Source organism: Moraxella sp. CTOTU47915, from assembly GCF_031986685.1.
In the GTDB taxonomy this organism is placed as follows: domain Bacteria; phylum Pseudomonadota; class Gammaproteobacteria; order Pseudomonadales; family Moraxellaceae; genus Faucicola; species Faucicola tetraodonis.
In genome coordinates, this window is sequence record NZ_DAMAAE010000006.1 from 108,627 (window position 1) to 129,071 (window position 20,445).

The window sequence follows — 20,445 nt, forward strand, 5'->3', positions numbered from 1 at the left end:
CCAATCAGTGATTTAAACCGTTGCCACCATCGGGGCTTCACGTTCAACTTTTAATTTCAAAATGCGCGATGTTGAAGTTTCTAGAATGGTAAACTTATAGGCACCGATATCAATGGTTTGATTGACTTTTGGGGCATCGGTCAGCTGCGAAATCAAATACCCGCCAATGGTGAACTGATCGGCATCGAGTAGAAAATCTGGATCGTCAAGCTCCAAACGTAGTTGGTGCAAACTTGCTGTGCCATTCACAATCCAATAATCGTCATAGGGGATAATTTCTAAGGTTTCATCTTCATCAGGGAACTCACCTGCAATCGCCTCTAGCACATCAAGCGGTGTCACTAATCCTGCGACTTGACCGTATTCATCAATCACCATTGCCAAATTACCTTTGGCTTTTTTGAGCATATTGAGCAGTTTTAGATTGTCAATGCTCTCTGACACAAACACAGGCTGCTGCTTGTTAAGTAAGGGTTTAATGGCGGTTTCAATATCTGCGACATTGTTATCGAGCAAATCCAAAAAGTCTTTGGCGCGTACTACCCCAAGCACTTTATCAATGGTATCTCGGCACACAGGGAACAAGCTATGCGGCGTATCAAGCAATTGCGCGCGCATTTCTTCGCGGCTACCGTTGATATTGACCCAAGAGATATCATTGCGCGGCGTCATGATGGTATGTACATCGCGCTCATTGAGCGCTAGTACGCCACTAATCATATAACGCTCTTCTTGCGCAAATGGCATACTATCAAAATCAAAATGTTCTGAATTATTCTCTGGGGTAACCACTTCTTCGGTTTTACCACCCATTAAACGTAAAATTGCATCCGCGGTACGGTCACGAATCGGAATTTGATTTTCATATTTGGTTTTATTGCGTTTGGCTACTTGGTTAAACGCTTCAATTAAAATTGAGAACGCAATCGCCGCATACAAGTAACCTTTTGGCATATGAAAGCCTAGTCCTTCAACAATCAAACTAAAGCCAATCATCAGTAGAAAACTTAAACACAAAATCACCACGGTTGGATGACGACCGACAAACTCGGTGAGCGCTTTAGAGGCAGCCACCATCAATGCCATGGCAATGATCACTGCCGCCATCATGATTTCAAGGTGTTTTGCCATGCCTACAGCGGTAATCACCGCGTCAAACGAGAACACCGCATCTAAAATCACGATTTGTGCGACAACCGCGATAAACCCTGCTTGCACTTTGCTTTGGTTGGTATGCTCAGGTTTTCCTTCTAGCCGCTCATGCAACTCCGTAGTTGCTTTAAACAGCAGGAACACCCCGCCTACCAATAAAATAATGTCACGAACCGATAAATCAAAACTTCCCAATGTGAGCACGGGATCGGTTAAGGTAATGAGCCATGACATAATCGATAATAAGAACAGCCGCATGACCAATGCCAAGCCAAGACCTAGATTACGGGCTTTAGCGCGCTGATGCGGTGGAAGTTTATTGGCTAAGATGGCAATAAAGACAAGATTATCAATACCTAAAACAATCTCAAGAATGACAAGCGTCGCAAGGCTTAGCCACGCTGACGGGTCAGATAGTAGTTCTAACATAGTGGGTCAGTTATTCTCTTGTTATGAGGGGCAAAAAATAAAAACAGCAAAAACGAAAAATCAGCCGTTACCTTAGCAAATCATAGCAAAAAATCAATGATAATTTGTGTCTGCTTTTGTAGAAGGCACGCCAATTGTGCTAATACATCACTTGACCTGTAACCTTACCTACATACTGCATCAACTAACATTGCAGAAAAATATACTGATCAGTCATTTCATTTGATTCACAAATTCTTGATTTAGGTTAAATTAATCGATAGGACAGCGAAACTTCATTATGACTTTACAAGGATAAGTATATGTCACATCATCGCTTTATGCGCCGTGCCGCCAAAGGATTGCTTTTTTCTTCCATCGCATTTTCTGTGTCTTCTTATGCCTCAAGCTATTACAACTGTGCCAATGCCACTGGCTGTGTCGCAGTCACTTCCCTGAGCGCCACCTCAGATTATGCAAAAACCAAATACCCTATCGTACTTGCTCACGGGCTTGGTGGCTGGAGCAAAATGTTTGGTTTGGTCGATTATTTTAATGGCATCCCTCAAGATCTCACCAAAAATGGCGCAAGTGTATATGTAACCAAGACATCAAGTGTCAATGACACCGAAGTGCGCGGTGAGCAGCTACTCCAACAAATCAAAACCATCATTGCCATCACCGGCAGCCCGAAGGTTAACTTAATCGGTCATAGCCACGGTGGTATTGATATTCGCTATGTGGCGGGGGTTGCACCATCGCTAGTATCCTCTGTGACGGCGATTTCCAGCCCTGAGCAAGGCTCAAAAATGGCGGATTGGACGGTCAAAATGGTGACTGAAGGCAGTGCGGCTGATGGCTTACCCGCTGGCGAATTTAATACCGCCTCTTTAATGGCAATCAAGTTTTTTGAATTGGTGGGCGGTGTGATGGACATCGGATCTGGCGTGCCACTCAATCAACTACAGCAGCAAGATGGCTGGGCAGCCGTCAATTCACTCACCACCAATTATGCGGCCAAATTTAACCAAAAATTCCCTGCAGCCATGCCGACCAGTTATTGTGGCTACCCAATAAACACGGTGGTCAACAATGTACGTTACTACTCATTTAGTGGCGCCCAAACTATGACCATGCTTGTCGATCCGTCTGATGCGGTGTTGGGGTTGACGGGTTTGTCATTCAATGGCGAAGCCAATGATGGTCTTGTTTCACCCTGTTCAAGTCGTCTCGGTGAAGTGATTCGTGATAACTATAAAATGAATCATATGGATTCAGTCAATCAGGTATTTGGCATTGTCAGTTTGCTAGATACCAATCCATTGACTGTCTATCGCAACCAAGTCAATCGCTTAAAAGGTCAATCATTGTAAGCTTATGCCTATGGTTCCATCAAACAACCCTGACACAAACCAACGACCGATAACCTGGCTAATAATCGTATTAGCCAGTGGTATCATCGCATTATTGATAGCCTGCATACTGTGGTTAAAACCTAAGGACGCTGTCAAAACAGCCAATCCTTTGCAGCATGATACCGCTAGTACGATGCCATCTGGTGTATTGCCGTCCAATCAAACCGTAACACTCGCCAATGCATCCTCCGTCACCGCGAACGCTACCCCCCTGCCCATATCACTGGCCACATCGCTGCCCAAATCACTACAAGGCACCCAAGTCGATGGCGAAATTATCATCGATGAAAACAAGCAATTGGTGGTGACCGCCGGTTTGCGCCGACTGTTTGATTATTTTTTGTCCGCACAAGGGGAAGAGCCGTTAAGCCAGATTGAACAACGGGTGATTGCCTATATTCGTGAACATACGCCTGAGCCTGCCGCAAGCCAGGCGGTTCAGATTTTTCAAAATTATCTGAGCTATTTGACTGCTGTCAGCCAGCTAGATAAGCCTAAAGCACAGCAAAACCCCAACGTTAGCGCATTAGATTTATCTGCGATTAAAAACCAATTACGCGCAGTACAACAGCTGCAAGCCCGTTATTTTGACGCCAAAACCCGTGAAGCTTTTTTTGGGGATGAACAAGCCCTCAATGACTACAACATGACGGTCGTCGAAGCCAACCAAAACGCACAACTGAGCAATGATCAGCGCCAAGCCATCATTGATAAGGCGCAAACTGCCTATATCGCCAGCGTTAAAGACCCAAATCTACAGACAAAGCTAACCGAGCAGCGCAATATTGACAAGTTATTAGCGAAAACACAGCAAATGCAGCAACAAGGGGCAACGCAAAGCCAAATCAATGCCATGCGTAGTCAATACGTCTCCCCTGAAGCGGTCAAACGGCTTGAGCAGCTTGACCAATCTGAAGCGCAATTTGCGCAGCGTGTGGCAACTTATCAGACACAGTCTAACCAAATATTGAGCAAATTGGGTAATGTGCCGCAAGCACAGCAACAAATTGTGGCGTTACAGCAGACGATGTTTACGCCTGAAGAACGGCTACGCCTAGATGTGTTGACAAAGCAGCGTTAACTTCCCCGTTAAAATGAGTTAAATGCCCCATTGAATTGCCATAAGCTGTTGAATTGCCACAGGCTCATAGCCTATTTCACACGGTAACGGGCTGAACGCGCGTGAGCATCCAAATTTTCTTCCACCGCCAATATATCGGCAGTTTTTGCCAACGTTTGGCTACCTTGCTCGCTACAATAAATAATCGAAGATTTCTTTTGAAAATCATACACGCCGAGCGGTGAACTAAAGCGTGCGGTACCTGACGTTGGCAAAACGTGATTAGGGCCAGCGCAATAATCACCAATCGCTTCAGGGGTATAGCGACCCATAAAGATAGCGCCCGCATGGCGGATATCTTTGACCATTGCCTCTGGGTCATCTACCGATAACTCCAAATGCTCGGGCGCAATGCGGTTAATCACCTCAATACCCTCTGCTCGGTCTTTCACCAAAATCAGCGCGCCACGGTTGGCAATCGCTGCTTTAGCGATGTCAGCTTTTGGCAAATCTGCTAAGGCTTTTTCGATTTCCTGCGCAACTTTTTTGAGTAATGGCTCAGATGGGGTGACAAAAATCGCTTGCGCAACGGTGTCATGCTCAGCTTGCGATAATAAATCCATGGCTAACCAGTCGGCTTTATCATTTGCAACACCTTCGGCATATACCAGTACTTCCGAGGGACCTGCAATCATATCAATGCCCACTTGCCCAAACACGGCGCGTTTGGCGGCTGCCACGTATTTGTTGCCAGGTCCTGTGATTTTATCGACTTGCGGGATGGTGTTAGTGCCGTAAGCCAACGCTGCCACCGCTTGCGCGCCCCCAATGGTAAAGACTTTATCCACACCCGCCAAATAAGCGGCCGCCAATACCAAAGGATTTAGTTCACCATGAGGAGCAGGCACCACCATGATAATTTGCCCGACCCCTGCGACTTTGGCGGGTAACGCATTCATCAAGACGCTGGATGGATAACTTGCCAGCCCACCTGGCACATAAATCCCCACTTTATCGAGTGGCGTAACTTGTTGTCCAAGCGTATTACCTAGCGCATCTTGATACGTCCAGCTTTCTTGCCGTTGGCGTTCGTGAAAGGATGTGACGCGCTGTGCCGCTAGTTCAAGCGCTTGCTTGATTGTAGGATTTAACCCATCAAATGCTTGTTTGAGCTTTTCTTGTGAAATCTCTAGCTCAGCAAAAGTTTTGGCAGGATGGTTGTCAAATTGTTGGGTCAGCTTTAACACCACCTCATCCCCACCCTGACGCACTTGCGCGATAATATCATCGACCGTAGCCAGTAGCGCTGGATCATTTACCGTTTCAAAAGCAAGCAGCTCTGTCAATTCCTGCTCAAAACTGGCTTGTTGGCTATTTAACAATCGCATGGTATTCCCCTAAGAATAAAAAATGACTAACCCATAGCATAACAAATTTTTCATGGATGAAAGCGGCTTTTTAGCCTGCACAGCTTCGCCAACCCATCCAAATCGGCGCATCAAAACTGGCGCATCAAAATCGGCCAAACTGAGCCAACCAGTCACCACTTTTAGTTTTCGCCCAGTTAAAATTCACCCAGTTAAAAAAAGACGTCTTAATAACGTCTTTTTTTAATCTTCAATGTTTTAGTTTTCCATGTTTTCATCTTCCATGTTTTAATCGGCATAGCCAGCTTTAATAATGCTGTAGATTGTCGAGTGCATACACAAAGGTTTGGATTTTCGCACCATTGTCAAGCGTGGCGGTTACTTCAATGCGCTGATAGGCTTCACCTTCAAACTCATCTAGCCGCGCCCAATGATTGACCAAATCATCCGACGAAAACACCCAGCCCGCTACCATGTCGCCTTGTTCATCTGGGATGACTGCAGGAAATCCGAGCGCCGAGCCCCAACCGCCATCTAGCATCAAATGCCCACGAATAATCGCAGGCTGCCAACTGCCGTTGTTGATGGGTGTCATGATAGCGTGGTTGTCACGATTGGGCGCTAGCGTGCCATACACAAAAAGATGCTGCATCATGGTAATTTTGAAAACTTACTGGGTGTTATCAGCGATGCTTTGCTTGAAACTTTCAATGATTGGCTCAAGCAGGGCAAATTTGCGTTTATAACTCACCTGATTGACAATCAAACGCGAAGAGACTTGGCAAATCTCTTGGCGCGGCTCTAGACCATTGGCTTTTAAGGTATTACCGGTATCGACCACATCCACAATCAAATCACCCAAGCCTACCAATGGCGCAAGTTCCATGGAACCATATAGCTTAATCACATCCACTTGTTCACCACGACTGGCAAAAAACGCGCGCGTCACATTGACATATTTGGTGGCAATTCTAAGACGACGACTGGGTAATTGTAGCCCCACTTTACCTGCCGTCATCAAACGGCATTTGGCAATTTGTAGGTCGAGCAATTCATATAAATTGCTTGAGCCATGCTCCATCAGTACATCTTTACCCGCCACACCAAAATCTGCCGCCCCATGCTCCACATAGGTGGGCACGTCACTGGCGCGTAAAATCAAAATCCGCACATCAGCATGCGTGGTCGGGAAAATCAGTTTACGTGATTCTTCTGGGTCTTCAAGTAGTTCGATACTTGCCTTTTTTAGCAGGGGCAAGGTATCTTTTAAGATTCGCCCTTTGGATAACGCTAAGGTAAGACCGTTATAATTGGCATCATTTGCTTGTGTCATTGTCTTATACCTGTTATTCGCCTTTTACCCGCTCAATGGTGATGCCCAAGCCGCGCAGTTTATCTTCCACATACTCATAACCACGGTCAATGTGGTAAATGCGCTCGATACAGGTCTCGCCTTGGGCTGCCACCGCTGCCATTACCAGTGACATAGAGGCGCGTAAATCGGTTGCAATGACAGGCGCGGCATTGAGCTTATCGACGCCTTGAACAACGGCAGTATGGCCATCGACTTTGATATTTGCCCCCATACGTTGCAGCTCAGGCACATGCATGTAACGATTTTCAAAAATATTTTCAATAATGGTACTGGTGCCTTCTGCAATACAGCAAACTGTCATGAGCTGCGCTTGCATATCGGTTGGAAACGCCGGGTGTGGTAATGTGCGGATATCAACCGCTTTTGGACGACCTGCCATTTTGACATTAATCCAGTCGCTGCCAACAGTGACTTGGGCGCCCATTTCTTCAAATTTTTTAAGCACCGATTGCATCAAGCTGGCTTCGGTTTTTTTGGCAGTCACTTCCCCGCCTGTCATCATGGCAAGCGCAAGATATGAGCCGGTTTCGATACGGTCTGGTACGACTGAGTACTCACAGCCATTTAATTTGTCAACGCCTTCAATGGTCATATAAGCGGTGCCAATGCCTTCAATTTTTGCGCCCATTTTGACAAGCATATTAGCCAGATCAACCACTTCTGGTTCACGCGCACAGTTTTCTAAGTGCGTGGTTCCTTCTGCCAATGCCGCTGCCATGATGGTGTTTTCAGTACCGCCAACCGTGACCACATCAAAGGTAAAATGACAACCTTTTAGCCGACCGCTAGCGGGTGCTTTGGCTTTGACATAGCCATTTTCAACGGTAATGGTCGCTCCCATCGCTTCCAAGGCTTTTAGATGTTGGTCGACAGGGCGTGAGCCAATTGCGCAGCCACCGGGCAGCGACACTTCAGCCTGCCCAAAGCGCGCAAGCAGCGGTCCCAATACCAAAATCGATGCACGCATGGTTTTGACTAGCTCATACGGGGCATAGTAGCTATTGATGGTACTGGTATCGCAGGTCACCGTATCGCCGTTCTTTTCAATGGTAATACCCGTGCCCGCAATCAATTTGACCAAGGTATTGACGTCTTTGAGTGTCGGTACATTGTGCAGGGTGACTGGGGTTTCTGCCAAAATCATTGCCGCAAGCAAGGGTAATGCCGCATTTTTTGCACCAGAGATGACCACTTCACCTTTGACCTGGGTGCCACCCGTGATTAAAAATTTATCCATGTGTTTCTCCTAAAAATGGCTTATTGCGCAGCTTGTTTGGCTTGCATCTCATGCCACTGGGCATAGGTCAACGCTTGGATATTGAGTGCATGGATTTCACCTGACGCAAATTTATCAGACACCAACCCCAATACGGCTTGTTGACGTGCGACAGGACGTTTACCCTCAAAGCTGTCATCCACCACGCGCACATCAAATTTGTTGCCTTGATTGGCAGCTTCGATTTTGCCACTCGGAAAATGGGGTTGTAGTAAAGTAATTAAATCTTGTGCGTTCATGGGAAATACCTAATAAAAGAGGGGTAAAATTATACTATTTTGCTGCGTAGCATAGCATAATTTTTGCTAAGTTTATACGTTATACAAAATGCTTAATTCACGCTAAAAGCGTCCTTGATCCACGTAGGCGTTGGCATAACAGCCTGCCCTGCAGTTGCAGCGCCTTCATAACTTACCACATCAAAGCGAATGTCAAAGTTATCAAATTGCGGATGCGCTTGTAAAAAAGCGGCGGTAGTTTTAACGATTTTGCGTTGTTTGGCGGGGGTGATACTGTCTAAACTTGTGCCAAATTGGCTGGCTTTTCGTTGACGCACTTCGACAATGACTAAGCAAGGGATTTTTTGCGTCGGCTCAAGCATCACCAAATCAAGCTCGCCCAAGTTTTTGTAGTGCCAGTTTTTGGCAAAAAACGTTAGACCTTGCGCTTCAAGGTAGTATTTGGCGAGGGTCTCAAAGTGGTCGCCTTGGCGTTGTTTTGGTGAGGTGAGTTTCATTTTGAAGGATGATTGACTATGTTAAAATGAAATTTATTATACTTTGAGAATTAAACAATGCAAAATCCAAAATGCCAAGTTTATCCTAACCTTCCCTTTGAAAATCTCATTCCCGCCATTGATGCGATTCATTATGACGGCCGTACATTGCGAGTAACATTGCTATTTAAACCACAAGATTATGAGTTAGTATATTTAGACTTTGAATATGTCATGGGTTTTAGAATGCTTAGAGAAGGAGATTTACTAGACTTTCCAAATGATGAATACCCTAAAAATTGGTTATTATCTGTTTCAGAAAATGGCTGGTATGAACAGGAAAAATTACGAAAAGGCTTTACTTCACAATATGTCTTTGACATGAAGGGTAACCGCCCAAATGAATTCTTTATTCTGGGTGAAAGTGATTGTATTAGTGTTTTAACGAGTCTCACAGATGTTCCAAAAATAACTTTCATTGAACGATAATTTTATAAAGAAAACGAGAAAAATATGACTTCAAATCAAGGCACACTCTATATCGTCGCCACCCCGATTGGTAATTTATCCGATATCACCGCCCACGCCATCGACTGCCTAAAAACCGTGGCTATCATCGCCTGTGAGGACACCCGTACCTCGGGCAAACTGCTCAACCACTTTAACATCCCCACCAAAACTTGGGCTTATCACGATCACAATGCCGAAGTACAGACCCCTAAACTGATTGAGATATTACAGTCAGGGCAAAGTATCGCGATTATCAGTGATGCCGGCACCCCACTCATTAGCGACCCTGGTTTTCGACTGGTGCGCGCCTGTCACCAAGCCGGTATCAAAGTCTCGCCGGTTGTCGGCGCCAGTGCTGCCATAGCCGCCCTATCGGTCGCAGGATTACCCTCAGACAAGTTTTATTTTTATGGCTTTTTGCCTGCCAAAACCGCAGGACGCCAAAGCGAATTGACTAAAATCAAGGATTTAACTGCCACGCTGATTTTTTATGAAGCGCCCCATCGTATTGTTGAGTGTATCGATGACATGATTACGGTGCTTGGCGACAATCGACAAGTGACGTTTTGCCGTGAGATAACCAAAACGTTTGAAACCATTTATCCATCAACGCTCGGCGAACTAAAGCAGTTTGTTGCAAGCGATGCCAATCAGCAAAAAGGGGAAATGGTACTGGTGGTCGCTGGGGCAAGTGAATTACAGAATCATGATAATCAGCACGATGAATTGCTAAAACGACTATTGCAAGATTTGTCAGTGAAAAAAGCCGCACAGCTCGCCAGCGATATCACAGGGACGAAAAAAAATGCTTTGTATGAACGGGCGTTGATGTTAAAAGACGATAATGATTAACTACTAAAAGCTTTGAATAAGGCGTTAACACCTAACAGTAATAAAATCACCAACGTCATATTTTTGAACATTTTTTGTGAGATTTTATGACGAAAATAAAACCCGATATACAAACACAGCAACGACAACAGCGTCGCTACGCCAATCACGCCCAATTCTGTCGTTGGTAGGCTCACAAACCCTTGCCACAGCACGATGAGCTGAGCAATTTTGCCCACCACATAGCATAGATTACTGGCTTTAATCAGCTCAATTTTTGGGTTATCACTTTCTTCAGTTGCAGGCAATAAATACATCACCAAAAGTGGCGACATGGCATTGGTCGCACCGCCGAGCACGCCTGCCACCAGCCCACTGAAGATTAAACTTGGTTGATTATTGGGCAGTCGAATATTTTTGCCTGTTTGACTTGCCAAAAACTGGGGCAGCACATATCCGACAATCAATAGCCCAAGCCCGATCAGCAAATAATGCGGTGCGATGAGAAACACCAACTTTGTGCCGATCAGACTGCCCACAAAACTAGTAAACACCAATAGCCAATATTTTTTGAGGTAGTAGCCAATATTGCCACCCTCCAAAAACACCACCAAGTTAATCACTAAACACGGCACGACCGTCAGCAGCAGCACATGCGACATCGGATAAAAACTTGCCAATGCTGTAGTTGCAATCAGCGTCACGCCAATCCCTGTCAGCCCATGAAACATACTGGCGATGGCAAATATCGCGGGGATCATGAGCATCGAAAGCATAACGCCTTGCTGAACGGAAAAAATCGCCATCAGCGACTATCTTACCAAGGTAAACTTACCCGCTAATTGCTTACCGATTAAGCTGACCAGCTGATTGGCAATGATATCCTTGCTGGCTTTTTCGAGACTGACTGCGGCATCTTTGCCCTTAAAAAACACCGTCATGGCATTGTCATCACTGCCAAAACCAATATCGGTGCGGGAAACATCATTACAAGCAATCATATCTAAGTTTTTGGCGTCAAGCTTGCCACGAGCATATTTTTCGATATCTTGGGTTTCTGCCGCAAATCCTACCACAAAAACCGCAGGGAATTCTTCGGCAATGGTCGCCAAAATATCAGGGTTTTTCACCAAATCCAGCGACATCTGATCTTGCGTTTTTTTAATCTTTTGCGGCACGACATCACGCGTACGATAATCAGCGACCGCAGCCGTGGCAATAAAAATATCAGTCGCTGTGCTAACAGGTTCGACTTCAATATCATTGCCGAATTCATCATGGTCATGATGGTGGTGATGATCATGGTCATGATGATGATGGTGGTCATGGCACTCACATATATCGTCACTGGCGCATTGGCGAGCGGTCATTAGCATTTCTTCAGCCGATAACACATCGATACGATTGACCAGTAGTGGCGTTGGCAGCGGTACTTTACCCCCAACGATCAAGGTTACCCTCGCGCCTGCATTACGGCACGCTTTTGCCAGCGCAAAACCCATTTTGCCCGTGGAATGATTGGATAGATAGCGCACAGGGTCTATGGCTTCAATCGTCGGACCTGCGGTGATTGTCACATTTTTACCCGCCAATACTTGCGGGGTGATTTGCGCTGCGATGAAATATTGCACGTATTCAAGCAACTGCTCTGGCTCTGGCAATCTTCCCTCACCGATATCGCCACAGGCTTGCTCACCGCTGGCTGGTTGGATGATCTCATAATCATAATCGGTTAACGTCTGCAAATTAAGTTTGACCGATGGATGTTGCCACATTTGCTGATTCATAGCAGGTGCCACCAAAATCGGAGCAGCGGTAGCAAGGCAAACGGTAGTGAGTAAATCATCCGCTATTCCCATGGCCAGTTTAGCAATCGTATTCGCGGTAGCAGGCGCGATAATCAACAAATCCGCCCATTTTGCCAGTTCAATATGCCCCATTCCTAGCTCAGCGGTCTCATCCAATAAGTCGATATGCACTGGGTTGCCCGTCAAGGCCTGCAGCGTTAACGGTGTGATAAAGGCTTGCGCGCTTGCCGTCATAATAACACGGACATCATAGCCATTTTTAATCAATAGTCGGGCAAACGAGGCAGATTTGTAGGCAGCAATACCGCCTGTGATACCAAGAAGGATATTTTTCATAAGATAATAGCACTAAAAAATTTCGCCTATAGTAACAATTTTCTGCCATTTTAGGTATGATTAATCATCATTTATTAGGAAATGCCTATGGCAATCAAAGACTGGCACCAAGACGAGCGCCCCAGAGAGAAGCTACTGCAAAAAGGCGCTGAGAGTCTATCAGATAGCGAGATTTTGGCAATATTTTTACGCACAGGCACCAAAGACCAATCCGCTATCGAACTGGCTCGTGGCTTGATTGAAAAATTTGGTAGTCTAGCTCAGTTACTAGCTGCGCCTAGTGAAGCAGTCATGGCGTGTCATGGTATCGGCATGGCAAAATACGCGCAGATTTTGGCAAGCCTTGAGATGGGCAAACGCTACCTTGCCAGCCAAGTCAAACAAGCCCCTACCCTTAACGCCAGTCAGTTAGTCAAAGACTATCTTACTACGCAGCTGCGACCGCTCAATCGCGAAGTGTTTGCGGTGCTGTTTTTGACCAATCAACTCACCTTAATCCAGTATGAGGTATTATTCACAGGTGGTATTTCATCGTGCTCGGTGTGTGTGCGGGAAGTGTTGCGCTGTGCGTTAAAATACGGGGCAAGTCAGCTTATTATTGCCCATAATCATCCAAGCACCTCTGCCACAGCGTCACAGGCAGATCTGGAAATTACTCGCAGTTTGGCAAAAGCGTGTCAGCTTGTCGATATGACTTTGATTGACCATATTATCGTGGGTCAAGATGGCACGCTTTCTTTACAAGAAACAGGCAAGATGCCTTAGCGTTTGACGCGGTTTTTAACCATTATTACCACCCAAATCATCATCAGTAAACCAATGATTAACGCAATCATCGCAAACATGGGTGAAAAAATCGACAAAGCCGACAGCCCTATCGCTGTCCCGGTTTCTGCCACTGAAACAGCGGGATTTGCCAAACCGCCCGTCGTGGCAGTCGAAGCCACGCGCGTGGTGGCAGCTGTACCTTTTATCGTAGCCGCGGCGCCGCCGCCAGCAATGATCGCTAGCGCCCAAGTCATGGCAGGACTCATATCGGTCAATGTCGAAGCCATGACCAATGTTCCTGCAATCCCTGCGAGCGGTACAGCAACCGTATCTAACAGATGATCAACCAACGGGATTAAATAACTGATCGACTCTGCAATACTGGCTACACCCAAAATAATTAACGCAGGCGTAGATGCCACCCACTGCCAGCTATCATTAAGGGGAATAATATGAAAATACGCGGCACAACTGAGCGCAAACAGCGGTACAAATACACGAAACCCGCTACTTGCCGCTAAGCCAATCCCAAGAAAGATACTTAAAATCATTTCAGTTGTCATATTCTCGATACTCAAAGTATGAATAATGCTACCACTATCATAAATAAAAATTATTAAGAAAAAAACACATATTTAATTAGCATCGCAAAACACATCACCACAATCACCGGTCGAATAAACTTGGTACCGCCTTTGACCACCATCTGCGCGCCCAATGAAGCACCGATAAATTGCCCCACCATCATAGCAAGCCCCACTGACCAAAGCACTTTTCCACCCAATATAAAAAACATCAACGATGCGGCATTGCTGGTAAAGTTGAGTAATTTGGCATTGGCAGTCGCGGTAATCATATCCAAACCCCGCATGGTGATACCGCTTAGTGCAAAAAACATCCCTGTACCAGGACCCAAATAGCCATCATAAAAGCCAATCAAGGGTGACATCCCATATTGCCATTTATTTTTGCTGATTCTTGGTGCAGATTTGACCTCACCAATAGCGGGTGCAAACAGATAATAAATACCAATAAGCGCGATTAAAAAAGGAATGCCTTTGGCTAATAACACTGGCGGAGAAAGTTGTACAGCCATGGCGCCTAGCACGGCTCCCACAAAACAGGCGATAAGCGAACGCCAAATTTGCTTAGGGTGAATTTTGCCTTTGCGTATCATGGTAATAGAGGCAGAAAGCGAACCTGCAGTCGCTTGCAGCTTATTGGTGCCCAAGGTATAAAGCGTAGGAACATTTGCCATTAACAGGGCAGGAATGGTCAATAGGCCGCCACCCCCTGCCATGGCATCTAAAAACCCTGCAATCCCTGCGACCAACGTTAACATCACTAGTACATCAAAACTCAGCTGCATCGTCTTTCCAAAGGTAAATTGAAGATTTATCACTATAAACAAAAAACCCCATAAGCGCGAACCTATGGGGTTTTTTTAATCAGTATGATTAGTCACGGTCTACTAATTCAACGTATGCCATCGGTGCAGCATCGCCATCGCGATAACCACATTTGATGATACGTAAATAACCACCTGGACGCGCTTTGTAGCGTGGGCCTAGTGTCGTGAATAATTTACCTACAGTCGCTTTATTACGTAAGCGGTTAAACGCTAGACGACGGTTAGCAACTGAATCTTCTTTTGCCAAAGTAATTAGCGGCTCTGCCACACGGCGAAGCTCTTTAGCTTTAGGAAGAGTAGTTTTGATGAGTTCATGTTCAAATAGTGAGTTGGTCATATTTTGGAACATGGCCTTACGATGGCTGCTGGTACGACCCAACTTAACTCCACTGTTACGATGTCGCATGGTCAAACTTCCTTTAAATTTTAACGGCTACGGTAAGAGAAGCGGTCATCAACACGTAAATCAGCAGGTGGCCAATTTTCAAGGCGCATACCAAGCTCTAAGTCTTTAGAAGCAAGGACGTCTTTGATTTCAGTTAATGATTTCTTACCGAGATTTGGGGTTTTTAACAACTCAGTTTCGGTGCGTTGTACCAAATCGCCAATGTAATAGATATTTTCCGCCTTCAAGCAATTTGCTGAGCGAACCGTTAATTCCAAGTCATCCACTGGGCGAAGTAGCACAGGGTCAACTTCTTCTTTTTCCTTAACAGGTTCTGGGGTAGCTTCCGCTTCAAGGTCAACAAATACGGCAATTTGCTGCTGCAAAATCGTTGCTGCTTTGCGAATCGCTTCTTCTGGATCGATGGTGCCATTGGTTTCAAGTTCGATAACCAAACGGTCTAAGTCAGTGCGCTGTTCGACACGGGCATTTTCAACTTGGTATGCCACGCGTAAAATTGGGCTATAGCTAGCGTCCAATTTTAAACGACCAATAACTTTGTTATCACCAGAATCTTTACGTACATTGGCAGGCTCATAACCACGACCTACTGCTACACGTAAACGCATTTTTAAATGACCACGATCACTTAAAGTACCTAAAACTAAATCAGGATTGATAATCTCTACATTGTGAGGTAACTCAATATCTGATGCTAGTACAGTGCCAGGACCTTGTTTGTCAAGGGTCAAGAATACTTCATTTTGATCATGCAATTGGATCGCTAAACCTTTTAAATTTAATAATAGATCTAGCACATCTTCTTGCAACCCTTCAAGGGTTGAATACTCATGATCAACGCCTTCGATTTCAGCCTCGATTACAGCTGCACCAGGCAATGAAGATAATAGAATACGACGTAGGGCATTACCTAATGTATGCCCAAAACCTCGTTCTAACGGTTCGAGCGTGACTTTGGCGTGTGTTTCATTGACCGTGTCCACATGAATGGCATTCGGTGTAAGAAACTCAGTAGCATTTAGCATCATTTGTCACCTCGACTTTATAGTAAAATTAATTATTTAGAGTACAACTCAACGATTAAGCTTTCGTTGATTTCGGTTGGTAAATCAGCACGCTCTGGCGCTTGTTTAAAAGTACCTTGCAATTTGCTGTGATCAACTTCCAACCATACAGGTGTACCACGTTGACCCGCCAATTCAATTGCGTTTTTGATACGTAATTGTTCTTTGGCTTTTTCGTGTACGGCAATCACATCACCATCTTGCAATTGGATTGAAGGAATGTTCACACGAACAAACTCATCACGACCCGCTTTTTTTACTAGAATAGCACGGTGGCTAACTAATTGGCGAGCTTCTGCGCGAGTTGCACCAAAACCCATACGATAAACAACATTATCGAGGCGACGTTCTAACATTTGAAGCAAGTTTTCGCCAGTTGCGCCTTTCATACGCGCAGCTTCTTTATAGTAGTTTGAGAATTGACGCTCTAACACACCATAAATGCGTTTTACTTTTTGTTTTTCACGAAGCTGTGCAGAATACTCTGACGTTTTGCTACGTGGATTACCATGTTGACCAGGGGCACGGTCAGCTTTTTTGGTTTTTTCTTCGTACGCTTTTACGCCTGATTTTAATTGTAAATCAGTACCTTCACGACGAGAAAGTTTTAATTTTGGACCTAGATAACGGGCCATGAAAGTCTCCTTATACGCGACGTTTTTTCGGTGGACGAGTTCCGTTATGAGGAATCGGGGTTATATCGCTAATGCTGTTTATTTTATAACCCAATGCACCTAAGGCTCTTACCGCAGACTCACGACCAGGTCCTGGACCTTTAACCAAGACATCAACATTCTTGACACCATATTCTTGTGCTGCTTTACCAGCAACTTCAGCCGCAACCTGTGCAGCAAATGGTGTAGATTTACGTGAACCACGGAAGCCTTGTCCACCAGCGGTGGCCCAAGCCAAAGCATTACCTTGACGATCGGTAATCGTTACAATGGTGTTATTAAAAGACGCATGGATGTGCGCTACGCCCTCAGCTACCGAGCGGCGAGTCACTTTTTTGCGACTACGAGTGTCTTTTGCCATCTTTTAGCTTCCTAAGTTAATTATTTTCTGATTGCTTTACGTGGACCCTTACGAGTACGCGCATTTGTTTTTGTGCGTTGACCATTTACTGGTAAACCGCGACGATGACGCAAGCCACGATAGCAACCTAAGTCTACTAAACGTTTAATATTCATCGAGATTTCACGACGCAAGTCACCTTCAGTCGCATATTCTGCAACTTGGGTACGGACAGCATCAAGCTGAGTATCATTTAGTTCACTGATTTTAGTAGTTGGCGCAATGTTTACCGCTTCTAAAATTTTAGCAGCAGTGGTACGACCAATACCAAAAATATAAGTGAGTGAAATGATAGCATGCTTGTTGTCCGGAATGTTTACACCGGCAATACGAGCCATTGACATTTCTCCAATTATAAGGAAAAGATGAGTTAATCATCTACTGATGTAGCATTTTGAGACATTTGGTTATCTACAAATGTTTCAAAATAACGACAAGTAGCGGATAATACAGTATCCGCTACCTGATTTCAAGTCCAATCTAACAATTTAGATTAACCTTGACGTTGTTTATGACGCGGTTCTGCACTACAAATAACGCGAACAACGCCTTTGCGGCGTACAATTTTGCAGCTACCGCAGATTCTTTTTACAGATGCTTGAACTTTCATTTTCAGCTCCTAGTAGTAGTTATGAATGCTTGACTTCCATGGTTTGAATCAGCGAATAATCATGGTATTGGTGAGTCATTAGGTGCGCTTTAACTTGGGCAATAAAGTCCATAATTACGACCACACTAATCAGTACTGAGGTACCGCCTAGATGAAACGGAATACCAAACGCAGATTGCAATATCATCGGCATCAAACAAATAATTGTCATATAAATCGCACCAATAAAGGTTAAGCGATTTAATACATGATCTAAATAACGTTGAGTTTGTAAACCTGGACGAATACCTGGAATATACGCCCCACTTCGTTTCAAATTCTCTGATACTTCTTTTGGACTAAACACCAACGCGGTATAAAAATAACAAAAGAAAATAATCAAGGCTGCAAAAATTACCAAATACAGCGGCTGACCCGGTGATAACACTAATGCCATATTCTGCAAGAAACTTTGAAAAATATTGGGATTGGGGGATTGACCCACCCACTGTCCCAAACTCGCTGGGAATAACAACAGTGAACTGGCAAAAATCGCTGGAATGACCCCTGCCATATTAATTTTTAATGGCAAATGCGATTGCTGCTGTGCATATATTTTTCGTTCTTGCGATTGCTTTTGGGCATAGTTGACTGGGATACGGCGCTGTGCGCGCTCAATAAACACAATTCCCGCCACCACCGCTAATGCCAATAAACTAAATATCAACAAGGCAATCATATTCATTTGACCTTGCTGGACAGAGTTAATTGACTGTGTGACCACTTGTGGAAAAGTCGCTACGATACCCGCTAAGATTAGCATTGAAATACCGTTACCAATACCACGTTCAGTAATCTGTTCACCTAACCACATCAAAAACATCGACCCTGCAACCAACGAGGTTACCGCAGGAATATAAAAACCAAGACCACTGGTCAATGTAAGATTCTGACTAATCAGACCTGTACACATACCAATTGATTGAACCAAAGCTAAGGCAAGGGTTAATTGGCGTGTATACTTGTTGATTTGGCGTTGACCGGCTTGACCTTCTTTTTTTAATGCATCCAGTGATGGTATAACTGCTGTCATCATCTGGACAATGATTGAAGCAGAAATATAAGGCATAATCCCGAGTGCCATGACTGACATCCGCTCTAATGCCCCACCAGAAAACATATTAAACAAACCTAAAATAGTATTTTCATTGGTTTGAAAAAATTTCGATAAGCTTTCTGGATCCATACCAGGAATAGGTACGTGTGAACCGAAACGATAGACGACTAAAGCACCCAACAAAAATAGTAAACGATTAAATAATTCATCGTACTTACGAATAAATGCTAGAGGATTCATCGATGTTGAATGCTTAGTCATGTAGGATTACTCCTCAACAGTACCACCAGCTGCTTCAATAGCCGCTTTAGCACCTTTAGTCACTTTAACACCTTTAAAAGTATATGCTTTGGTTACGTCACCTGAAAGGATGATACGAACACGTTGCATATCGTGGCGAATGATATTCGCTGCTTTTAAAGACTCAACGCTTACCACGTCACCATCAACTTGGTTCAATTCTGATAAACGCACTTCTGCGGTTACCATTGCAAGTTTACTGGTGAAACCAAATTTTGGCAAACGACGGTATAAAGGCATTTGACCACCTTCAAAACCTGAGCGAATACCAGAACCTGTACGTGAGGTTTGACCTTTGACACCACGACCACCGGTTTTACCGATACCAGAACCGATACCACGACCACGGCGAAGTTTATTTTTTCTTGAACCTTCAGCTGGGCTCAATTCATTTAAACGTAGACCCATTATACTTCCTCCACTTTAACTAAGTAGTTAACGCGGTTTACCATACCACGGGTCGAAGGGGTATCTTCAACTTCGACAGTATGTCCAATACGACGCAACCCTAAACCTTTCAAACAAGCTTTATGGCTTGCTAGGCGATGGGCACTCGATTTTACTTGAGTAACTTTCATTTTTTTCATGTTATCACCTTAGCTTAGCCCAAGATTTCTTCAACTGATTTGCCGCGTTTTGCCGCAACTTTTTCAGGAGAAGACATTTCTTTTAACCCGTTGAAAGTTGCACGTACAACGTTAGCGGCATTGGTTGAACCATAGCATTTTGCTAATACGTTTTCTACGCCTGCAACTTCTAATACTGCACGCATTGCACCACCCGCGATAACACCAGTACCTTCAGAGGCTGGTTGCATATACACGCGGCTTGCACCGTGGCTAGCAGTAATAGGATGTTGAAGGGTTGTACCTGCTAAATCAACGGTAATCATATTACGTTTGGCAGCTTCTAGTGCTTTTTGAATCGCTGCAGGCACTTCACGCGCTTTACCACGACCAAAACCAACACGACCATTACCATCACCTACCACTGTGAGTGCGGTGAAAGAAAAGATACGACCACCTTTTACAACTTTAGATACACGGCCAACTGTGACTAAGCGCTCTACTAAACCGTCTGTTTGTTCAACTTTTGCCATGATTAGAACTCCAATCCATTTTCACGAGCGGCTTCAGCTAATGCTTTAACACGACCATGATATTTAAAACCGCTACGATCAAACGCAACTTTAGTAATACCGGCAGCTTTAGCGCGTTCTGCAATTAATTTACCAACGGCAGTTGCAGCTTCGATGTTGCTAGTTTGACCAGCACGTAAAGTAGTATCTAACGTTGAAGCTTGGGCTAATACTTCACCACCCGTTGGTGAGATAACTTGTGCATAGATGTGGGTGTTAGTACGATTAACAGATAGACGATTTACGCCTAAACCACGGATATGTGCACGGGTTTTTTTCGCTCTGCGAAGGCGAGCAGCTTTTTTATCAAACATGTCATTTCACC

General features: G+C 44.7%; 27 protein-coding genes. 5 read left to right on the forward strand and 22 right to left on the reverse strand.

The window, feature by feature from the left end; genetic code table 11:
- Positions 1-12: 12 nt before the first annotated feature.
- The gene (locus RTL34_RS06590; protein WP_312115606.1) at positions 13-1,581 is read right to left on the reverse strand and encodes a TerC family protein; all 1,569 of its coding nucleotides are present in this window, start codon (positions 1,579-1,581) and stop codon (positions 13-15) included.
- A gap of 302 nt (positions 1,582-1,883) precedes the next feature.
- Between RTL34_RS06590 and RTL34_RS06595 the strand changes: the two genes are divergently transcribed.
- Positions 1,884-2,933, forward strand: a complete 1,050-nt coding sequence (locus RTL34_RS06595; protein ID WP_312115608.1) for an esterase/lipase family protein — start codon at positions 1,884-1,886, stop codon at positions 2,931-2,933.
- Between the two features lie 10 nt (positions 2,934-2,943).
- On the forward strand, positions 2,944-4,056 hold the full coding sequence (locus tag RTL34_RS06600; RefSeq protein ID WP_312115610.1) for a lipase secretion chaperone: 1,113 nt from the start codon (positions 2,944-2,946) through the stop codon (positions 4,054-4,056).
- A 71-nt stretch (positions 4,057-4,127) separates the two neighbouring features.
- On the opposite strand, the gene hisD is transcribed toward RTL34_RS06600, so the two are convergent.
- The 6 genes from hisD to RTL34_RS06630 form a co-directional block, all read right to left on the reverse strand.
- On the reverse strand, positions 4,128-5,423 hold the full coding sequence (gene hisD / locus RTL34_RS06605) for a histidinol dehydrogenase (RefSeq protein ID WP_312115612.1): 1,296 nt from the start codon (positions 5,421-5,423) through the stop codon (positions 4,128-4,130).
- A 286-nt stretch (positions 5,424-5,709) separates the two neighbouring features.
- Positions 5,710-6,057, reverse strand: a complete 348-nt coding sequence (locus tag RTL34_RS06610) for a gamma-glutamylcyclotransferase family protein (protein WP_312115614.1) — start codon at positions 6,055-6,057, stop codon at positions 5,710-5,712.
- A 15-nt stretch (positions 6,058-6,072) separates the two neighbouring features.
- On the reverse strand, positions 6,073-6,735 hold the full coding sequence (gene hisG, locus RTL34_RS06615) for an ATP phosphoribosyltransferase (RefSeq protein ID WP_312115616.1): 663 nt from the start codon (positions 6,733-6,735) through the stop codon (positions 6,073-6,075).
- A gap of 13 nt (positions 6,736-6,748) precedes the next feature.
- Positions 6,749-8,014 carry a UDP-N-acetylglucosamine 1-carboxyvinyltransferase gene (gene murA, locus RTL34_RS06620; RefSeq protein WP_239743073.1) on the reverse strand — a complete coding sequence of 422 codons (1,266 nt, stop codon included), beginning with the start codon at positions 8,012-8,014 and terminating at the stop codon, positions 6,749-6,751.
- A gap of 20 nt (positions 8,015-8,034) precedes the next feature.
- Complete coding sequence (locus RTL34_RS06625) at positions 8,035-8,292, reverse strand: BolA/IbaG family iron-sulfur metabolism protein (protein WP_065263076.1); 258 nt, start codon at positions 8,290-8,292, stop codon at positions 8,035-8,037.
- A 92-nt stretch (positions 8,293-8,384) separates the two neighbouring features.
- A complete protein-coding gene (locus RTL34_RS06630) occupies positions 8,385-8,789 on the reverse strand; it encodes a YraN family protein (protein ID WP_312115624.1) in 405 nt (134 codons plus the stop codon).
- A 57-nt stretch (positions 8,790-8,846) separates the two neighbouring features.
- On the opposite strand from RTL34_RS06630, the gene RTL34_RS06635 reads away from it, so the two are divergent.
- A complete protein-coding gene (locus RTL34_RS06635) occupies positions 8,847-9,257 on the forward strand; it encodes a hypothetical protein (protein WP_007115576.1) in 411 nt (136 codons plus the stop codon).
- 24 nt (positions 9,258-9,281) lie between these two features.
- Complete coding sequence (rsmI, locus tag RTL34_RS06640; RefSeq protein WP_312115626.1) at positions 9,282-10,130, forward strand: 16S rRNA (cytidine(1402)-2'-O)-methyltransferase; 849 nt, start codon at positions 9,282-9,284, stop codon at positions 10,128-10,130.
- On the opposite strand, the gene RTL34_RS06645 is transcribed toward rsmI, so the two are convergent.
- Together RTL34_RS06645 and coaBC are read right to left on the reverse strand one after the other, a co-directional pair.
- A complete protein-coding gene (locus RTL34_RS06645) occupies positions 10,127-10,876 on the reverse strand; it encodes a TSUP family transporter (RefSeq protein ID WP_286130584.1) in 750 nt (249 codons plus the stop codon). The two genes, rsmI and RTL34_RS06645, sit on opposite strands and share 4 nt — an antisense overlap.
- A 45-nt stretch (positions 10,877-10,921) precedes the next feature.
- A complete protein-coding gene (gene coaBC, locus RTL34_RS06650) occupies positions 10,922-12,253 on the reverse strand; it encodes a bifunctional phosphopantothenoylcysteine decarboxylase/phosphopantothenate--cysteine ligase CoaBC (RefSeq protein WP_312115630.1) in 1,332 nt (443 codons plus the stop codon).
- A gap of 87 nt (positions 12,254-12,340) precedes the next feature.
- On the opposite strand from coaBC, the gene radC reads away from it, so the two are divergent.
- Positions 12,341-13,018: a RadC family protein gene (radC, locus tag RTL34_RS06655; protein ID WP_007115573.1), complete on the forward strand. Its 678-nt coding sequence runs from the start codon at positions 12,341-12,343 to the stop codon at positions 13,016-13,018.
- On the opposite strand, the gene RTL34_RS06660 is transcribed toward radC, so the two are convergent.
- The 13 genes from RTL34_RS06660 to rplR all read right to left on the reverse strand — a co-directional run bounded on the left by RTL34_RS06660 (position 13,015) and on the right by rplR (position 20,434).
- Complete coding sequence (locus RTL34_RS06660; RefSeq protein ID WP_007115572.1) at positions 13,015-13,584, reverse strand: DUF4126 domain-containing protein; 570 nt, start codon at positions 13,582-13,584, stop codon at positions 13,015-13,017. The two genes, radC and RTL34_RS06660, sit on opposite strands and share 4 nt — an antisense overlap.
- 53 nt (positions 13,585-13,637) lie before the next feature.
- Positions 13,638-14,390: a TSUP family transporter gene (locus tag RTL34_RS06665; RefSeq protein WP_312115634.1), complete on the reverse strand. Its 753-nt coding sequence runs from the start codon at positions 14,388-14,390 to the stop codon at positions 13,638-13,640.
- Positions 14,391-14,478: 88 nt separating this feature from the next.
- Entirely contained in the window at positions 14,479-14,838 is a 360-nt protein-coding gene (rplQ, locus tag RTL34_RS06670) for a 50S ribosomal protein L17 (protein WP_036593417.1), read from the reverse strand.
- 20 nt (positions 14,839-14,858) lie between these two features.
- A complete protein-coding gene (locus RTL34_RS06675; RefSeq protein ID WP_007115569.1) occupies positions 14,859-15,866 on the reverse strand; it encodes a DNA-directed RNA polymerase subunit alpha in 1,008 nt (335 codons plus the stop codon).
- Between the two features lie 29 nt (positions 15,867-15,895).
- Entirely contained in the window at positions 15,896-16,537 is a 642-nt protein-coding gene (gene rpsD, locus RTL34_RS06680; protein WP_007115568.1) for a 30S ribosomal protein S4, read from the reverse strand.
- Positions 16,538-16,547: 10 nt separating this feature from the next.
- Positions 16,548-16,937 carry a 30S ribosomal protein S11 gene (rpsK, locus tag RTL34_RS06685; RefSeq protein WP_007115567.1) on the reverse strand — a complete coding sequence of 130 codons (390 nt, stop codon included), beginning with the start codon at positions 16,935-16,937 and terminating at the stop codon, positions 16,548-16,550.
- 20 nt (positions 16,938-16,957) lie between these two features.
- Positions 16,958-17,314, reverse strand: coding sequence for a 30S ribosomal protein S13 (gene rpsM / locus RTL34_RS06690; RefSeq protein ID WP_007115566.1), 357 nt, complete (start codon positions 17,312-17,314; stop codon positions 16,958-16,960).
- Positions 17,315-17,469: 155 nt separating this feature from the next.
- The gene (rpmJ, locus tag RTL34_RS06695) at positions 17,470-17,586 is read right to left on the reverse strand and encodes a 50S ribosomal protein L36 (protein WP_040403280.1); all 117 of its coding nucleotides are present in this window, start codon (positions 17,584-17,586) and stop codon (positions 17,470-17,472) included.
- Between the two features lie 19 nt (positions 17,587-17,605).
- On the reverse strand, positions 17,606-18,943 hold the full coding sequence (gene secY / locus RTL34_RS06700; protein ID WP_065253363.1) for a preprotein translocase subunit SecY: 1,338 nt from the start codon (positions 18,941-18,943) through the stop codon (positions 17,606-17,608).
- A gap of 6 nt (positions 18,944-18,949) precedes the next feature.
- The gene (gene rplO, locus RTL34_RS06705; RefSeq protein ID WP_007115564.1) at positions 18,950-19,390 is read right to left on the reverse strand and encodes a 50S ribosomal protein L15; all 441 of its coding nucleotides are present in this window, start codon (positions 19,388-19,390) and stop codon (positions 18,950-18,952) included.
- Positions 19,390-19,569, reverse strand: coding sequence for a 50S ribosomal protein L30 (gene rpmD / locus RTL34_RS06710; RefSeq protein ID WP_007115563.1), 180 nt, complete (start codon positions 19,567-19,569; stop codon positions 19,390-19,392). Before rpmD ends, rplO begins: the two co-directional genes overlap by 1 nt.
- A gap of 14 nt (positions 19,570-19,583) precedes the next feature.
- Entirely contained in the window at positions 19,584-20,081 is a 498-nt protein-coding gene (rpsE, locus tag RTL34_RS06715) for a 30S ribosomal protein S5 (protein ID WP_007115562.1), read from the reverse strand.
- Between the two features lie 2 nt (positions 20,082-20,083).
- On the reverse strand, positions 20,084-20,434 hold the full coding sequence (gene rplR / locus RTL34_RS06720; protein WP_007115561.1) for a 50S ribosomal protein L18: 351 nt from the start codon (positions 20,432-20,434) through the stop codon (positions 20,084-20,086).
- Positions 20,435-20,445 lie beyond the last annotated feature (11 nt).

Excerpts from the sequence above, each read along its gene's own strand:
- RTL34_RS06590 (WP_312115606.1), bottom strand. The coding sequence starts at position 1,581 with ATGTTAGAACTACTATCTGACCCGTCAGCGTGGCTAAGCCTTGCGACG.
- RTL34_RS06595 (WP_312115608.1), top strand. The coding sequence starts at position 1,884 with ATGTCACATCATCGCTTTATGCGCCGTGCCGCCAAAGGATTGCTTTTT.
- RTL34_RS06600 (WP_312115610.1), top strand. The coding sequence starts at position 2,944 with ATGGTTCCATCAAACAACCCTGACACAAACCAACGACCGATAACCTGG.
- hisD (WP_312115612.1), bottom strand. The coding sequence starts at position 5,423 with ATGCGATTGTTAAATAGCCAACAAGCCAGTTTTGAGCAGGAATTGACA.
- RTL34_RS06610 (WP_312115614.1), bottom strand. The coding sequence starts at position 6,057 with ATGATGCAGCATCTTTTTGTGTATGGCACGCTAGCGCCCAATCGTGAC.
- hisG (WP_312115616.1), bottom strand. The coding sequence starts at position 6,735 with ATGACACAAGCAAATGATGCCAATTATAACGGTCTTACCTTAGCGTTA.
- murA (WP_239743073.1), bottom strand. The coding sequence starts at position 8,014 with ATGGATAAATTTTTAATCACGGGTGGCACCCAGGTCAAAGGTGAAGTG.
- RTL34_RS06625 (WP_065263076.1), bottom strand. The coding sequence starts at position 8,292 with ATGAACGCACAAGATTTAATTACTTTACTACAACCCCATTTTCCGAGT.
- RTL34_RS06630 (WP_312115624.1), bottom strand. The coding sequence starts at position 8,789 with ATGAAACTCACCTCACCAAAACAACGCCAAGGCGACCACTTTGAGACC.
- RTL34_RS06635 (WP_007115576.1), top strand. The coding sequence starts at position 8,847 with ATGCAAAATCCAAAATGCCAAGTTTATCCTAACCTTCCCTTTGAAAAT.
- rsmI (WP_312115626.1), top strand. The coding sequence starts at position 9,282 with ATGACTTCAAATCAAGGCACACTCTATATCGTCGCCACCCCGATTGGT.
- RTL34_RS06645 (WP_286130584.1), bottom strand. The coding sequence starts at position 10,876 with ATGCTCATGATCCCCGCGATATTTGCCATCGCCAGTATGTTTCATGGG.
- coaBC (WP_312115630.1), bottom strand. The coding sequence starts at position 12,253 with ATGAAAAATATCCTTCTTGGTATCACAGGCGGTATTGCTGCCTACAAA.
- radC (WP_007115573.1), top strand. The coding sequence starts at position 12,341 with ATGGCAATCAAAGACTGGCACCAAGACGAGCGCCCCAGAGAGAAGCTA.
- RTL34_RS06660 (WP_007115572.1), bottom strand. The coding sequence starts at position 13,584 with ATGACAACTGAAATGATTTTAAGTATCTTTCTTGGGATTGGCTTAGCG.
- RTL34_RS06665 (WP_312115634.1), bottom strand. The coding sequence starts at position 14,390 with ATGCAGCTGAGTTTTGATGTACTAGTGATGTTAACGTTGGTCGCAGGG.
- rplQ (WP_036593417.1), bottom strand. The coding sequence starts at position 14,838 with ATGCGACATCGTAACAGTGGAGTTAAGTTGGGTCGTACCAGCAGCCAT.
- RTL34_RS06675 (WP_007115569.1), bottom strand. The coding sequence starts at position 15,866 with ATGATGCTAAATGCTACTGAGTTTCTTACACCGAATGCCATTCATGTG.
- rpsD (WP_007115568.1), bottom strand. The coding sequence starts at position 16,537 with ATGGCCCGTTATCTAGGTCCAAAATTAAAACTTTCTCGTCGTGAAGGT.
- rpsK (WP_007115567.1), bottom strand. The coding sequence starts at position 16,937 with ATGGCAAAAGACACTCGTAGTCGCAAAAAAGTGACTCGCCGCTCGGTA.
- rpsM (WP_007115566.1), bottom strand. The coding sequence starts at position 17,314 with ATGGCTCGTATTGCCGGTGTAAACATTCCGGACAACAAGCATGCTATC.
- rpmJ (WP_040403280.1), bottom strand. The coding sequence starts at position 17,586 with ATGAAAGTTCAAGCATCTGTAAAAAGAATCTGCGGTAGCTGCAAAATT.
- secY (WP_065253363.1), bottom strand. The coding sequence starts at position 18,943 with ATGACTAAGCATTCAACATCGATGAATCCTCTAGCATTTATTCGTAAG.
- rplO (WP_007115564.1), bottom strand. The coding sequence starts at position 19,390 with ATGGGTCTACGTTTAAATGAATTGAGCCCAGCTGAAGGTTCAAGAAAA.
- rpmD (WP_007115563.1), bottom strand. The coding sequence starts at position 19,569 with ATGAAAAAAATGAAAGTTACTCAAGTAAAATCGAGTGCCCATCGCCTA.
- rpsE (WP_007115562.1), bottom strand. The coding sequence starts at position 20,081 with ATGGCAAAAGTTGAACAAACAGACGGTTTAGTAGAGCGCTTAGTCACA.
- rplR (WP_007115561.1), bottom strand. The coding sequence starts at position 20,434 with ATGTTTGATAAAAAAGCTGCTCGCCTTCGCAGAGCGAAAAAAACCCGT.